19 protein-coding genes are annotated in these 14796 nt (G+C 44.7%); 11 read left to right on the forward strand and 8 right to left on the reverse strand.

Going from position 1 to position 14796, the window contains the following annotated elements:
* Positions 1 to 2: 2 nt before the first annotated feature.
* Positions 3 to 878 carry a LysR family transcriptional regulator gene (locus tag R7Q09_RS05260; protein ID WP_005384388.1) on the reverse strand — a complete coding sequence of 292 codons (876 nt, stop codon included), beginning with the start codon at positions 876 to 878 and terminating at the stop codon, positions 3 to 5.
* Positions 879 to 1126: 248 nt separating this feature from the next.
* Here R7Q09_RS05260 and R7Q09_RS05265 point away from each other — a divergent pair, with 248 nt between their 5' ends.
* The gene (locus R7Q09_RS05265) at positions 1127 to 1363 is read left to right on the forward strand and encodes a hypothetical protein (protein ID WP_005374030.1); all 237 of its coding nucleotides are present in this window, start codon (positions 1127 to 1129) and stop codon (positions 1361 to 1363) included.
* A 121-nt stretch (positions 1364 to 1484) separates the two neighbouring features.
* Here the strand turns inward: R7Q09_RS05265 and R7Q09_RS05270 are convergent, their stop codons facing one another.
* Positions 1485 to 2855: an L-serine ammonia-lyase gene (locus R7Q09_RS05270; protein WP_017819764.1), complete on the reverse strand. Its 1371-nt coding sequence runs from the start codon at positions 2853 to 2855 to the stop codon at positions 1485 to 1487.
* A gap of 131 nt (positions 2856 to 2986) precedes the next feature.
* On the opposite strand from R7Q09_RS05270, the gene R7Q09_RS05275 reads away from it, so the two are divergent.
* On the forward strand, positions 2987 to 3829 hold the full coding sequence (locus tag R7Q09_RS05275) for a YdcF family protein (RefSeq protein WP_318070571.1): 843 nt from the start codon (positions 2987 to 2989) through the stop codon (positions 3827 to 3829).
* Here the strand turns inward: R7Q09_RS05275 and R7Q09_RS05280 are convergent.
* The gene (locus R7Q09_RS05280; protein WP_005374025.1) at positions 3819 to 4475 is read right to left on the reverse strand and encodes a hypothetical protein; all 657 of its coding nucleotides are present in this window, start codon (positions 4473 to 4475) and stop codon (positions 3819 to 3821) included. The two genes, R7Q09_RS05275 and R7Q09_RS05280, sit on opposite strands and share 11 nt — an antisense overlap.
* Positions 4476 to 4724: 249 nt before the next feature.
* Entirely contained in the window at positions 4725 to 4991 is a 267-nt protein-coding gene (locus R7Q09_RS05285; RefSeq protein ID WP_005374023.1) for a DUF333 domain-containing protein, read from the reverse strand.
* A 277-nt stretch (positions 4992 to 5268) separates the two neighbouring features.
* Here R7Q09_RS05285 and R7Q09_RS05290 point away from each other — a divergent pair, with 277 nt between their 5' ends.
* On the forward strand, positions 5269 to 5787 hold the full coding sequence (locus tag R7Q09_RS05290) for an NUDIX hydrolase (RefSeq protein WP_005374021.1): 519 nt from the start codon (positions 5269 to 5271) through the stop codon (positions 5785 to 5787).
* Between the two features lie 435 nt (positions 5788 to 6222).
* Here the strand turns inward: R7Q09_RS05290 and R7Q09_RS05295 are convergent, their stop codons facing one another.
* From R7Q09_RS05295 to flgA, 4 genes are all read right to left on the reverse strand, one after another.
* Positions 6223 to 6969 carry a lytic transglycosylase domain-containing protein gene (locus tag R7Q09_RS05295; protein WP_318070572.1) on the reverse strand — a complete coding sequence of 249 codons (747 nt, stop codon included), beginning with the start codon at positions 6967 to 6969 and terminating at the stop codon, positions 6223 to 6225.
* Positions 6950 to 7387, reverse strand: a complete 438-nt coding sequence (gene flgN / locus R7Q09_RS05300; protein WP_005374018.1) for a flagellar export chaperone FlgN — start codon at positions 7385 to 7387, stop codon at positions 6950 to 6952. Before flgN ends, R7Q09_RS05295 begins: the two co-directional genes overlap by 20 nt.
* A 20-nt stretch (positions 7388 to 7407) precedes the next feature.
* Positions 7408 to 7689, reverse strand: coding sequence for a flagellar biosynthesis anti-sigma factor FlgM (flgM, locus tag R7Q09_RS05305; protein ID WP_005374016.1), 282 nt, complete (start codon positions 7687 to 7689; stop codon positions 7408 to 7410).
* Positions 7690 to 7825: 136 nt separating this feature from the next.
* On the reverse strand, positions 7826 to 8623 hold the full coding sequence (gene flgA, locus R7Q09_RS05310; protein ID WP_064376169.1) for a flagellar basal body P-ring formation chaperone FlgA: 798 nt from the start codon (positions 8621 to 8623) through the stop codon (positions 7826 to 7828).
* A gap of 77 nt (positions 8624 to 8700) precedes the next feature.
* On the opposite strand from flgA, the gene flgB reads away from it, so the two are divergent.
* Genes flgB through R7Q09_RS05350 form a run of 8 tightly spaced genes read left to right on the forward strand, consistent with a single transcriptional unit; the run spans position 8701 to position 14786 of the window.
* Entirely contained in the window at positions 8701 to 9063 is a 363-nt protein-coding gene (flgB, locus tag R7Q09_RS05315; RefSeq protein WP_005374013.1) for a flagellar basal body rod protein FlgB, read from the forward strand.
* Positions 9064 to 9065: 2 nt separating this feature from the next.
* Positions 9066 to 9500: a flagellar basal body rod protein FlgC gene (flgC, locus tag R7Q09_RS05320; protein WP_005374012.1), complete on the forward strand. Its 435-nt coding sequence runs from the start codon at positions 9066 to 9068 to the stop codon at positions 9498 to 9500.
* On the forward strand, positions 9500 to 10183 hold the full coding sequence (gene flgD, locus R7Q09_RS05325; protein ID WP_005384410.1) for a flagellar hook assembly protein FlgD: 684 nt from the start codon (positions 9500 to 9502) through the stop codon (positions 10181 to 10183). The genes flgC and flgD overlap by 1 nt, the downstream gene beginning before the upstream one ends.
* Before the next feature lie 27 nt (positions 10184 to 10210).
* On the forward strand, positions 10211 to 11407 hold the full coding sequence (flgE, locus tag R7Q09_RS05330; protein ID WP_017635110.1) for a flagellar hook protein FlgE: 1197 nt from the start codon (positions 10211 to 10213) through the stop codon (positions 11405 to 11407).
* 12 nt (positions 11408 to 11419) lie between these two features.
* A complete protein-coding gene (flgF, locus tag R7Q09_RS05335; RefSeq protein ID WP_318070573.1) occupies positions 11420 to 12151 on the forward strand; it encodes a flagellar basal-body rod protein FlgF in 732 nt (243 codons plus the stop codon).
* A 24-nt stretch (positions 12152 to 12175) separates the two neighbouring features.
* Complete coding sequence (gene flgG / locus R7Q09_RS05340; RefSeq protein WP_005374008.1) at positions 12176 to 12961, forward strand: flagellar basal-body rod protein FlgG; 786 nt, start codon at positions 12176 to 12178, stop codon at positions 12959 to 12961.
* A 32-nt stretch (positions 12962 to 12993) separates the two neighbouring features.
* Positions 12994 to 13665 carry a flagellar basal body L-ring protein FlgH gene (flgH, locus tag R7Q09_RS05345; protein ID WP_017635111.1) on the forward strand — a complete coding sequence of 224 codons (672 nt, stop codon included), beginning with the start codon at positions 12994 to 12996 and terminating at the stop codon, positions 13663 to 13665.
* Positions 13650 to 14786, forward strand: coding sequence for a flagellar basal body P-ring protein FlgI (locus R7Q09_RS05350; RefSeq protein WP_086026720.1), 1137 nt, complete (start codon positions 13650 to 13652; stop codon positions 14784 to 14786). The genes flgH and R7Q09_RS05350 overlap by 16 nt, the downstream gene beginning before the upstream one ends.
* Positions 14787 to 14796: the final 10 nt, after the last annotated feature.

Genomic DNA, 14796 nt, shown 5'->3' on the forward strand with positions numbered 1-14796 from the left:
GTCTAGGACTGAGCGACATGCTTAATGACATCTAATAACCACTGATTTACCGGAGCTTGCTGTTGAGAGCGACGACAGCTCATCACGTAGCGAACATCAAGCTCTAGCCCAGCAGGAAGCGCGATACTCCGGCAACCCTTAGGAACATGTCCACTCATCGTTATGCCAAAATGATTCGTTTGCAGAAGCACTTTTTGAATCATCGCTGGATGCTCAATTTCCACTTTAGGTGTGGTTCTAAAACCCATATGTTTGAGCCTTTCCAACACTGGGTATCGGTAGTCATTCCATCCCGGCGTTTTAAAAAGTATAAAAGGGTATTCTTCTAGTTCTTGGGAGTTTTGAGCGGGATGATCTTGTCGAACAAAAAATACCGCTTTTCCTCGCCCTAGTTCGGTCTGAACAATTGACTGTGGCAGATCTTCATCAAAGTAATGAATCGCAATGGCGTTTTCACCGTCAATTAATCGTTTTTTTGCTTCGCTACCCCAGCGCAAACATGAGAATTTTGCGTTTGGGGCGTGCTTTAGTAACTCCAAGTAAAACTTGTCACCAAAGTACTCCCAAAACAATGTGTTGGCATAAATAGTGATTGAACCGTCAAAATGAGCTGGTGAAAAATGCTGTGGTTTGATGGAATCAATACTGTTGATTATTTGCTCAAAATGCGCAATGTTCGCTTCCACAAAAGCTGTTGGTTCAAAGCCATTTTTGGTCTGAACGAATAGCGGATCATTGAGCTGAGTTTTCATCTTAGTCAGATTTTTGCTGATTGCTCCTGACGTTTTACCGAGTGATTCTGCGACTAACCGGACGTTACGTAGCTCATACATCCGTTTTAATACCAAAATGTTTTGAATATCCAGATTAACGCTCATACATTCTCTCGCTTGGCTTTTGTCGACAAATCATATCGCTGAATTTCTTAAGAAAAGACAACGCTCGGTCAATTTAAGTTGCTGCCTTATCCCTGATTTATTGAAGGTAACGATAAGTTATTCTTGGTTACATCAGTTTATTAGCATGGATTTCCATTTGGTAAATAATGGCTTTCCTCGTATGAGCGCGTTTCTGTTGTTACAGTTTTTCCACCGACAGAAAGTAAGAACGATAATAGAGGTGATGTATGAAAAAACTAATCGCACTTGTTTTGATGGTTTGCTCAACAAACGTAGCATTTGCTGGCGATGGGTCATACACGGGCACGATTGATATGACGATGGCAACGAAAAATCAGGTTGACGTAGAGCGTGCAGATTCTCAATTGACGCTGAAGGGTCGCAATGAAATGGCCTATGGCGGTGTAACAATCCATTCGGATGCTGCAACTCAAAAAATTGAACTTCGTGGTCGACGTGATTAATCGAATAGTTTCTTGTTAAGAAAATGCCGCGAAGAACGCGGCATTTCTATATGTAATATCATCAGATCATAATTACCAGATAAGCGCATGGTGAGAAGCTAAGCGCAATGACCACCTGCCATTATTCGCATGGCGGTGCCATATGAATGACAGCTAAGCCCCCCAAAGAGGTTTCACGGTATTTTTTATTCATATCTTTACCAGTCTGATACATGGTTTCGATAACTTTATCTAACGAAATTAAACATTTACTTGTGCGCTTTAATGCCATACGCGATGCATTAATCGCTTTCATTGCTCCCATGGCATTTCTTTCAATACAAGGTACTTGAACCAAGCCGCCAATCGGGTCACAAGTCATACCCAATGAATGCTCCATCGCAATTTCCGCAGCAATACAAATCTGCTCGTTACTGCCCCCTCTTAGCGCTGTTAAGCCAGCGGCAGCCATGGATGAAGAAACCCCAACTTCTCCCTGACACCCCACTTCTGCACCAGAAATTGACGCGTTAGTTTTATATAAGATGCCGATAGCGCCGGCGACTGCGAGAAAGTCTTTTAGCTGTTTAACATCGAGCTCTTTGATGAAGCGATGGTAGTACATCAATACCGCCGGAATCACCCCTGCTGCACCATTCGTTGGAGAAGTGACGACTTGCCCTCCTGCTGCATTTTCTTCACTAACCGCAAAGGCGAAGAGATTGATCCAATCCATGATCTCCATCGGATCGTTTTCAACTGCAGCGTTGGCTTCGAGCTTTTTCAAAAGGTTTGGTGCTCGACGAGTGACATTTAGACCACCTTCCAAAATCCCTTCCGTATCGAAGCCACGTTGCATGCAGAGCGACATCACTTTCCAAATTTGCTCTGCTCTTTGGTTAATTTCTTCGTCTGAGCGAAATGCGAGTTCGTTTTGGAGGATCATGCCTCCCAAGCTGAAACCGTTCGTCTCGGCTTTTTCCAGCATCTCATCTGCGGATGTAAACGGAAATGGTACTGCGACCTCATCTTGTTGCGTGCCGTTCTCTAGTTCGTCGGCGGTGGCGATGAATCCGCCCCCAATGGAGTAATAAATTTCAAACGCTACTTGATCTCCAGCAGCGTCTAATGCCGTAATCGTCATGCCATTTTCATGCAAGGGAAGGTTGTCGCTATGAAAGACGATGTCATGGTCGTAGCTAAACTCAATTTGGTGTGTACCGGCGAGCATGAGCGTATTATTGTCTATGGTATTTTGTAGCGCACTTTTGGCACTGCTCATTTTGATGGTATCAGGTTTATTTCCCATCAAACCAAGGACCGTGGCTCGGTCTGTATGGTGCCCTCGACCTGTCAGTGACAATGAGCCATAAAGGTCCACTTGCACCCGATGCACTTTCGCCATAGAGTCGCTAACTAGCTGAGTGAAATGGAATCCGGCAAGCATAGGACCATTAGTATGGGAGCTGGATGGCCCGACACCAATTTTAAATATATCGAAAATCGACAGCATAATTGACTTCCTTTAGCAGTGAACCTTTATAAAGGTCTCTAGAACAGTATTGTTAACTAGATGTTAAAGCTTGTGGGTCGGGAGTGAAAGAAGATTTTTGTAACACTGCCAACTAAGCGCGAGATTTTAAAATGAAGTTAGACAACATCGTCATCGTTTTAGGTAAACGTCTCGTCAATAACAGGTTGACCTCTGAGGGCATAACAAGAGTCGAAGCTTTGTCTTGTAGGACTGCATCACTACCGACAGAGCGAACGGCGATTATTTTTTGTGGCGGAGTAACGCAAGGACAAAGTGTTTCTGAAGCAGAGGCGATGTACGCGTATTTTAGAACCCTAAACGCAGACTCTGTGAATCCGTTCCCTGAACGTCATATACTCTTAGAAACGGAGTCGTTGAACACGTTTCAAAACATGCGTTATGTTTCCCAAGTTTTGTGCAAAAGTGGGTTGTTCGAGTTATGGTCGGGGCATCCGGTTGAGGTTATCTTGCTGTCTAATGACTACCACCTCGAACGAATCATTGATATCCAGAATTTGATGGATGAGCAAGGCTTATTACGAGTACTTAAATCCGATTGCGAATCCATGGGGGTGACCCTCAATATTCCACTGGATATCAGCAAACATATTAGCGTGCCATACCCACATAAAGGGCTTATGGCGGAGACATTCTTGCTACTCGATGAACTCACAACCTACCGAGTTTATTTAGAAGGGATCAAGCATGGCGCATTTTTCCGAGATTTATCAATTGTCCGAAAAAAGCCACTTATGATCGCAAGAGATGCTATTCACAAATTGCTCTCTTTCCCGCTTGATAAAGAGGCTTTGCAACATATTGAAGAAATGAAAAAGGCCGTCGAAATGACGGCCTTGGATGAATCTGTAGGTGCTGCGGAAAAGGCATTAAGTATCTTCCATCCGATACTGACGGCATTGAACCGTCGCTTTGACCCAGAGTCTATTCATTAAGCTCGCGTTTTGTGCGGACGGCGCTTAATGCGATCAAACAGTAGCAAAGCAGTTCTATACCTTCTTCTGAGATATTTTTAACATCACGGATGTAATTTTCGTCCATCACTTGTTGCCAAAAACTGCCCATACCATACAAACGAGAGAAGACTAATAATAGCATTACAGCTCCAACTAATAGCTTCATATGTGGCACCGTTAAAATGGTCGCCATTTCGTTCATGGTACCTTTACCACCTTGGTAAGCTTTGGCGCAAGCCAGTGCGGTGACAGCAAGTGCTGGGAAAACCCAAGAGCCATGATGAATCATGTCTGTCCAATAGTCCGTTTCGCGAATAATCAGTACTGCAAAAAATCCTGCAATCAAAATAGCCGCATGCTTTAGCTGAGGCTGTTGTTTCGATAAGCTGAAAAACGACCATGATGCAATAGCAAGCATCACAAGCTGGAGCGTTTCTGTAACGGAAAGCTCGCCAAGGCTTGATCCCAACACGACATAATCAAGACGAAGACTAAGGTTAACGAGAATACTTATAGCGACAATCATCAAGGCGTTTAAACTCGATTTATAAATAATGCGCTTTGATTTTTCAGTAACAACGTTGCTTGGGGCTGACTCGGCTTCTTTTACTATTTGTGTTTTCATCTTGCTCACCTGTCCCAGAAAATGTGGAAGAAATGTGAATTAGTGTGATCTGTGTTTGGAATTTTATTGTCCAAGTGGAAAGTTATGTCAGGGGAATGTCAAGAATAGAACACTGTTCGATATAGGGTCGATGTGCGGTAAAGTCAGAGATATGTAAAAACAACGTAAGAACACTTTGATAAATCAAATAAAAAAGGAGCCCAAAGGCTCCTAAGTGATAGAGGGAAGGTGACGTATCGATAAAAATAATTAGTAGTTGTCACCCTCATTTTCTTTGTGATTCTCGCGATAGTATTCCCATTGCTCGACGCGTTCATTGTCCGACAGCACACAGTAAGTGACACGTTCGCCGTTTTCCGACACGGTATCCAGCTCACCACCTTGCTGAACACAGTATACGGCTGCGGGATTTGCAACGGAGGTATACTCAGTTGATCGGGTCGCTCCCTCGTAAGTTGAACAACCAGCCAGTACCAATGTTGCAGCCATAGCCATCATTAAATTTGTCTTTTTCATTCTTTATCTCCGCATGGGGTGGGCGAGTATTGTATTGATTATAGGCAACTTTAAGAGATTATTGTCTTATCGATGTTAAAAGTAAGAGGGACGTATAAGAATTTAGATATTCTCATTTATTGCTGATTAGCACGTCACACTTCTGTTCTTGGCGTATTGTTGTGAAGGTCATATCAATCACTTCCTGACAAGCGCTCGAACGTACCTGGCCTACAACAATGATTTAAAGTGTGAAATTCGGTAATATGCGCACAAAACATTGACCGTGGTATTTTCGATGAGACATTTAAAATCGACCGTTCATCCAGACATAGAGCATTTGGATGACAAAATTGTTTTTCAGCGCAATGCAGCGCGAGCCATTGTACTTGATGGTGAAGATGTGCTGTTGCTCTATACAGAACGTTACCATGACTACACGCTACCAGGCGGTGGTATTGATGATGGTGAAGATGTCATTGCTGGATTAGTCCGTGAATTAGAGGAAGAAACGGGCGCCCAAAATATACATGGTATTAAGCCTTTCGGAATCTTTGAGGAGTTTCGTCCGTGGTACAAGGACGACGCTGACGTGATGCACATGGTGTCGTATTGTTATACATGTAAAATCGAACGTGAGCTAGGCGAAACGGCGTATGAAGATTACGAAGTTAAAAATGGAATGCGCCCGGTATGGATGAACATACACGAAGCAATTGCACACAATGAAAAAACGATGGCAGAAAGCCCGAAAAAAGGCATGAGCATTGAGCGCGAAACGTTTTTACTTCAGTTGATTTCTAAAGAATTACTATAAACAGCTAGTTTGCATCATTACGACTTAGCTTCTGTTGGCGCTATTGTGGGCAAAGATTTTAGAGCAATAAAAAAGTCCGGACTCCCCCCCGGAACCCGGACTTATTCCAGACGCGCAAGCGAAGCGTCATCTTGATATATTAGATTTGTTTCGAACTATGAAAACAATAGCTGTTTTACATTTAGTGTGTAAATAATTATTAGGTCTGACCATTGGTTTTCATGTTTTTTTGCAAACGCAATGTGACGCATATCTACCCAATTGCCAAGCGCAATTGGGGCGCTTTTTAGTAAACCACTACTCTTTCTTATCTTTGAGATACCATACCTCAACTTTTTTGCACACGTTTGCATAGAGATCACGAGTTTTCAAATCCGCCGAACAGGATCTTGTGATTTTACGTTTCTCTGACATTGAGCTCTGTCGTAGCTTTTATCACAAATTAACTAGCGGAGGCAGTCGGCTAAAGTCGACCAGCGGTTGTGAAATCATAGGAGCGTCTGGAGCAAATAAGAGTAAAGGTTGAAATGATGAGGATTGTAACTGACCGATATCTATCAACTTTTCCAATGCATAGAAGCGGCTGACATATTGGCGAGTCTCGTTAGGCAGCGTGAGTTGTTGGAAATCTCGACTTCCTGCTCGCTGAATAGCACGTGCAACACGTCCTTCTCCGGCATTGTAGGCAGCTAAAGTGAGAGCCATATTTTGATCGAATTTGTTGTATAAAAACGCCAGGTACTTGAGCGCGGCCGTTGTGCTGGCTTCTGTGTCAAAGCGATCGTCTTGTTTTGTATTTATCGTTAATCCGAATCGTTTCGCTGTGGTTGGTATCAATTGCCAAAGTCCGGCGGCGTTAGCGTGAGAAACGGCTTTGGGGTTGTAAGAAGATTCTAACATTGGCACTAAGGCTAGGCTATTTGGTAATGAGTGGTTTTGAAGCTGTTTGAAAATGTGGTTAATTACCGGTTTGGATGAATCGATACGCTTGGCAATTTGTGGTTTGTATGGTGCTAATACTTGATACTGCGTTTGAATATCGACAGCATTTGGTTTTGCCTGGCATGTGATTGGAAGGTAGGACAGAAAGGCAATAAAAATAAAAAGGCCTACAGTACTCAGCCGAGATGGCGACTGAATCTGTAGGCAAGACGAACATCGTTTAGAACGATTTATCTTCATAAGTGTGTTGCACAGGTTGTTTGAGTTGACTGACCAACTCATGGAACGCCGCAGAGCTGTGGCCATTGCTCTGATTGTATTGTTGGCACTGACTTACCAACGTTTCCAATAGCGCCCATTGTTTTCTAGCTTGCATACCTATTTGGGCAGGCAAAGCATTGAAAATTCGTTTTACGCTGGCGTCATTACACGCTAACCCCAGCGCTCGCATACACTGGCTTCTGTCATTGGCGGAGCGGCTGAGTTTATTGAGTATCGGCATTTGTTTCTGAACATTGTCGTTCAGTGCCTCTCCATCAAACTTTAAGTACAATACCTTTTGCTGCTGAAGCAAAGGAAGCAGTTGTTGATAAAGCTTAATATCCTCAGATATAGAGCGAACAAATTGTTGAATTCGCTGCGATACTGCGCTTGCCATGATGTCTTCCTAGCGTTTTATTACTCGTGACCTGTATGGAACTGCATGATTGCCTTGGATAGCACTTTTGTATCTAGGCTAAGTTCACCACGCGCTAATGCGTTGCGTACTTGTTCTACTTTTTCCATATCAACATCAGGTAGTGATGCCATTTCAGCTTGAGCGCGATCTATCGCTACGGTATTCGCTTGAAATGCAGGCTCGTGTACTTTGCTCTGTTCGACGACGTCGACAGGCTGTTTGCTTGCTTGCTGTAATTTTGTTTGTGGGACATGACCGCCCGCGACTTTGTCGATTTTCATGCTGTGGTCCTCATCATCATGTTCTAAATTAAGTAGGCGGTTAGAATGTGATAAACATTAAATATTTTTTTTGTACTCGAAGTTCAGTGTTACTGACGAGAGCCAAAATTAAAAAATGTTACCCCGAGTCAAAAAATCAAAATTGAGTATGAACCTGGTTTAATCCAGTTACGACTGCTCTTATGACCTTGCCCGAACTTGGGTTTTCCACGTCAATTTGTTGCCCTTTCGCTCCATCTTCTAAGGCGACTCCTTTTGTGCTGGCACTAAATCCATTTTTGCTCGCAATGACTATGACTTCATTGCCTTTCTCGATTAGAGGTGGGGCCGACAAATTGGATGGATTAACCACTTGTCCAGCCCGCAAACGACGAGAGGTTTCTAAGCCTACTGCTTGCTCGGGGCGAGTATAAAAATCGTCTTGGCGAGAGATGGTTCGGGTTTCAAGCTTTATGTGTTTAGCCGTTACGACTTCATTTCGGCCAACCGTGGTTGTCGCGACCAAAACAGGCAGAGTCAGCGAAGACTTTATCGTAACGTTAATTCGCCATGGTGATGCGATATTGTCGCAGCTGACTGAGCGCTTGAGGTTACCGACTGGCAACGTGTTGTTGTCACGACCTGTGATAACTAAAGGCGATTCACATTCTGGCAAGTGATTGGCTGAACCGGGCACCCATATGTCGAAGTCTAGTTTGTACTCCCCCCACTGATTGGAGAGCGCTACGCGATCCACCTCTTGTTCGAAATCCGTTGCTACAACGGACCTTATCTCTTCAACGCTTAGGGTTTTGTCATTGGTGTTGGCGAATGCTTGTTCTGATGTCAAAGCGAGTAACGTCAGCATTATTGTTGAGGAAGTGGACACTTTCCTCTTGTTTTTAATGCTTTCCGAGAGCCGGAAGTTTGGCTTCCATCCTTGTTTGTAAGTCATTGATATATATAGCTATTTTTTATGGCACGTATCTTGTTTGTATGTTGGCGTATTCGAGCCAACTGTAAGGAAGATGCATGGCGATCACATTTGAAAATGCTTTAGGAGTACATCCAGAGGCACTTAATTTTCGCGTTCAGCGTACCAAAGTCCTCGCCAGTAACCTAGCAAATGTTGACACCCCTGGGTATTTGGCGAAAGACCTAAGTTTCACCACCGTAATGAACCAAGTAACGGCAGGTGGTGTGAACAAACCGGTGCCAAAGTTCCAGGTTCAGGCCCAATACTCGGTGCCTTACCAGAATAGCAAAAATGGCAACACCGTAGAGCTTGGTGTTGAACAAGCAAAATTCACGCAAAACAACATGGACTTTCAAACTAGCCTGACGTTTCTCAACATGAAATTTAATGGCTTAGCGAAAGCGATTGAGGGACGTTAATTATGTCATTCACTGATATTTACTCGATCACTGGTTCCGCGATGACAGCACAAACTGTGCGTCTTAATACGGTAGCCAGTAACTTAGCAAACGCAGATGCAGTATCTGCAAATCCAGAAGATGCTTATAAAGCGCTTAAGCCAGTATTTGCGACTGTGTACCAAAAAACGCAAATGACAACAGAAAATGGAGCTTATCCCAATGCAGAAGTTCGCATTGTTGACGTTGTTAAAAATGCTGGAGATGCAGAGAAGCGTTTTGAGCCGAACAACCCACTGGCTAATGATGAAGGCTATGTGTTTTACCCAGATATTGATGTAGTTGCTGAAATGGCAGATATGATGTCCGCAACACGCAGCTTCGAAACGAATGTTGAAGTATTAGCCAATGTAAAAAGTATGCAGCAAGGTCTGCTTAGATTAGGGCAGGGCAGCTAATGAGTATTGCACAATACACCCCTTTATCGTCTGACGCTCCAGTAAATACAAAAGCAAAAGACAGCAACGGTATCTCACCAAACCCTAAAGACATGAACAGTGCTTCTTCATTGGAGAATGAGTTTATTTCTTTGATGGTGGCTCAAATTCAAAACCAAGACCCACTTAATCCCCTTGATGGTACGGAATACGTTGGTCAATTGGCTCAGTTCTCGCAGGTACAAAGTACCGAGAATATGTCTAAGACAATGCAACAGAGCATGGTGTTACTGGACAACATGCAAGTGCTATCAACAGCGGGCCTTGTTGGGCAAACGGTTTACGTCAACGCGGATGAATTTCAGCTTGGTGAAGACGTACAAAACGGAAAAATCGAACTCGCTCATAGCTCAAACCAAGTCACGTTAGTTGTTAAAGATGAATTTGGTCAATCAACTAAAGTGCCACTAGGTGCTCACGGCAAAGGTGACGTCGACTTTTCAATTAATCCTGAAGAACTTGGTCTTAAACCAGGCAAATACTCAGTGGCCGTAGAAGTGCAAGAAGGGCAAGCAAGTCCAAATGTGCTGATGGCAGGCACTGTTGAGCAAGTGCGCATTCCTAATACTGGTGGCGCAGCATTAGTCAATGTCCATGGCGTTGGCAACGTTCCTTTCTATCAAATCACTCAGTTTGGTGCTTAACCAAATACGGAAATCAGAGGTCTATTTATGAGTTTTAACATCGCACTAAGTGGTCTGGACGCGACCAACACAGAGCTAAACACAATCAGTCACAACATTGCCAACGCATCAACGTATGGTTTTAAAGGTGGCCGCACAGAATTCTCCGCTGTATACAACGGCATGCAACCTGGTGGTGTGGAAGTCGCGTCAATTTCACAGAACTTCGACAAAGACGGCAGTATCACAGGAACTGGCCGTGCGATGGACCTAGCTATTAATGGCGGTGGCTTTTTTGTTACTAAAGATAATATGGGTCAAATGTTGTACACACGTTCAGGTGTGTTCTCAACGGATAAGAACAACTTTGTTACGGCTAACAGCGGTGCAAAGCTTCAAGGTTACAGTGTCGATAGCAACAACAACCTAATGACAGGTTCTGTGGGTAATATTCAGGTATCGACTTCCTCACTGAATGCTAAAGCAACAGACAGCTTAGATTTTGTTGCGAACTTCGACGCAAGCGCGTCTGTTATTGATAAAGCCGTAACGCCATTCAATCCAAAAGATCCAAGCTCATTTAACTCGTCTTACACAACAAAAGTCTACGACTCATTGGGTAACTCGCACACGGTAACTCAGTACTTTACTAAGACTGCTTCTAACTCGTGGGAAGTGAACGTTCAAGTAGATGGCGGTACGACGCCAGTAGCAACTGTGCCTGTAACGTTTGGTAAAGATGGCTCGCTTTCAACACCAACTGCGCCGTTTAATGTTTCATTCCCTGCAGCAGGCGCGAACGCGATGAGTGTAGACATTAACCTGAAAGGCAGCACGCAATTTGGTGCAGCTTTTGGCGTAAGTACTAATAGTCCTAACGGTTACACATCAGGTGAACTTGCAGGTGTACGCGTTGAAGGTAACGGCATGGTTTACGCGACTTACACTAACGGCCAATCACAGCTACAAGGTCAGGTTGTTCTTGCTGATTTTGCAAACACACAAGGCTTAGCGAAAGTGAGTGGAACATCATGGACTCAAAGCTTTAGCTCAGGTGCTCCAATTATGGGTGTTCCGGGTTCAGGTACGATGGGTGACCTAACTCCGGGTGCATTAGAAGGTTCTAACGTTGACTTAACCAGCGAGCTTGTTGCTCTAATGACTGCACAACGCAACTACCAAGCAAACGCAAAGACAATTTCTACCAGCGACAAGCTTACTCAAGCTTTGTTTAACGCGGTGTAATGGGAGTTTTGCATGGATAGTTTGTTATTTACGGCAACGTCGGGTGCCAGCCGAGTTCTTAAAGCGCAGCACGTTCGTTCAAACAACTTATCAAATGCTGATACTGCGGGTTTTCGAGCGGATATGGAGCGTGTGCGTAGTGTAGAGATGCAAGGCCCAGGTTTTGATGGTCGCACTATGGTTGTGACCAACTCTGCCTCAACACGTTTCGACGCTGGCGATATTGTGAAAACAGGACGTCCGTTGGACGTTGCGGTTATGGGTGAGGGGTATCTCTCTGTAGAAACCCCAGCGGGTAACGAAGCTTACACCCGTGCAGGCAATATTCAGGTCGATACTTTTGGCGCTCTAACAATCAATGGGTTCCCTGTCCTCGGTGACAATGGTCCTTTGGTTGTGCCGGATTATCAAAAGATTGAAATCAGCGAACGTGGTCAAGTCTCAGTGATCCCACCAGGTGGCGGCGCAGAAATTGTGGCAGGCACTTTGAAGTTGGTTAAACCGGAAATTAATCAACTGCAAAAAGAGAGCGATAGCTTGCTGCAAAGCGTAGATGGCGTGCCATTCGCGGCAGATGAAACCGTGCAACTCTCTCCTGAGCACATTGAGGGCAGTAACGTATCTGCTATTGATGAATTGGTTAGTGTGATGTCGCTGACGCGCAACTTTGAAATGCAAGTTCGCATGATGAAAACGGCGGAAACTCTAGCAAAAGCTGGTAACAAATTAATGGCGGCGAGCTAAGTCTCGCCCCGCAAGGAGTAAAAAATGCATTCAGCATTATGGGTAAGTAAAACAGGCATGGCAGCGCAAGACACGAAGATGACTGCCATTTCTAACAACCTAGCAAACGTAAACACGGTTGGCTTTAAGCGTGACCGAGTCGTATTTGAAGACCTTTTCTACAGCATTCAGCGTCAACCAGGCGCTCAAGTAGACCAAGTTAACGAACTACCAAGTGGTATTCAGCTAGGTAGCGGTGTTCGCGTTGTTGGCACACAAAAAGTGTTCACGCAAGGTAATACCCAAAACACAACGCAAGAGTTGGATCTTGCTGTAATGGGTCAGGGTTTCTTCCAAATAGAAAACTCGGACGGACAGATCATGTATACACGTAATGGTCAGTTCCATCGAAACTCAGAAGGCTTAATGGTGAACAGTCAGGGCCTGCCTTTAGAGCCTCAAATCCAGATCCCTGACAATGCGGTCTCTTTCTCTGTGGGTGTTGATGGCACCGTGACAACAACAACAGCAGACGATCCAACACCTCAGCAGCTTGGTCAAATTACACTTGCAAAATTCATCAATCCAGCAGGCTTAGAGGCCATGGGTGGCAACTTATTCCGTGAAACGGAAGCCAGCGGTCCAGCTGATGAGCTGATTGCAGGAGCTGATGGTGCCGGCATTATCAAGCAAGGTGCACTGGAAGGGTCAAACGTACAAGTAGTAGAAGAGATGGTCGACATGATCACCACTCAACGTGCGTATGAGATGAATGCGAAAGTAGTCTCTGCTGCAGATGACATGCTGAAGTTTGTTTCGCAATCAATGTAAGTATGAAATTGGTGATGATGAAGGAAAAAGCAATGAAATGGCTTTCTAAGAGTTGGGCAGTAGCCGCCGTGTTGCTGGTGGGATGTGCTGGCCGTCAGGAATTTATTCCGCCTGAGCCGAATGCTGAGGAATATGCACCACCAACGCTCGATTACACGCTGCCGGAAACCCAATCTGGTAGCCTTTATCGTCACCAATACACGATGACTCTGTTCCAGGATCGTCGTGCTTACCGAGTTGGCGATGTATTAACGGTTCAATTATCAGAAGAAACCTCATCGAGTAAAAATGCGGGTACTAAGTTCGGTAAAAGTTCAGCAATTAACTTTGTGGCGCCGACCATAGGCACGAAAACTATCGATGAGTTAGGGGTTAGCGTGGATGGCAAACGTAACTTCGATGGCAGTGCATCAAGTTCACAAGGCAACAAGCTTCAAGGTGCCATTACGGTAACGGTACACGAAGTATTACCTAATGGCGTATTGCGTATCAGCGGTGAAAAATGGCTTCGTCTGAATCAAGGCGACGAGTTTATTCGTCTAACCGGTATCGTCCGTGTGGATGATATTAACCGCAGTAACCAAGTTTCTTCTCAACGAATTGCTGATGCAAGAATTACCTACGCAGGTCGCGGAGCGCTAGCTGACAGCAACGCAGCCGGGTGGCTAACTCAGTTCTTCAACAGCCCATGGGTACCTTTCTAATGAAGACAATGCAATCTTTCTTTATGTCTCTCCTATTGGTGTTGACCTTGGGACTACCAGGCACTTCACGTGCTGAAGCGGAAATTCCGATCATGGACTTGGTCGATGTTCGCGGCATTCGAGAAAACCAACTGGTTGGTTATGGTTTGGTAGTTGGCTTAGCCGGCCAAGGTGACCGAAACCAAGTGAAATTTACCTCTCAATCTATTACCAACATGCTACGTCAGTTTGGGGTTCAAATTGATGACAGTATGAACCCTAAGCTACGAAATGTGGCTTCTGTGAGTGTGACAGCGTCCGTTGACCCAATGGCAGGCCCAGGACAAACGTTGGATGTGGTTGTGTCTTCAATCGGTGATGCAAAGAGCCTTCGCGGTGGTACGTTATTGCTAACGCCTTTACGTGGTATTGATGGCGAAGTGTACGCGATTGCGCAAGGTAACGTGGTTGTGGGCGGCTTATCTGCAGAGGGGCGAAGTGGCTCCAAAGTAGAAGTAAACACACCAACGGCGGGTCGCGTTCCGAATGGTGCGACTTTAGAGAGAGAAATCAAAACCGATTTCAACCAACGTGATGAAATCACCCTAAACCTGCGCAAGCCTAGCTTCACTACAGCAAAAAATATTGCGCGTGAAATTAACAACACTTTTGGGCCTAACGTTGCAGTTGCGATCAATAAAGCGCGCATTGATATGCGTGCACCAAAAGATACACAGCAGCGTGTCGTCATGATGTCGATGCTTGAAGAAATGAGCGTCGTTGAAGGCCGTAAACCTGCTCGTATTGTCTTTAACTCTCGCACTGGCACCGTAGTGATCGGTAAGAGTGTCAAAGTGAGTGAAGCAGCAGTAAGTCACGGTAACTTGACCGTGCGAATTTCTGAATCACAACAAGTTAGTCAGCCTAATGCGTTTGCAAATGGCGATACGAAAGTCGTTAACCAAACGGACCTTGATGTGAATGAAGATCTTGCTCAGATGGTGATTTGGCCTCCAGGCACGGAACTTAACACCATAGTTAATGCGGTAAATAGTTTAGGTGCCACGCCTACAGACTTGATGTCTATCCTGCAAGCTTTGAGTGAAGCGGGTGCATTGAACGCTGAATTGGTCGTGATATAAGGAGTTAAGG

The sequence above is a fragment of the Vibrio sp. 2130-1 genome (assembly GCF_033339515.1).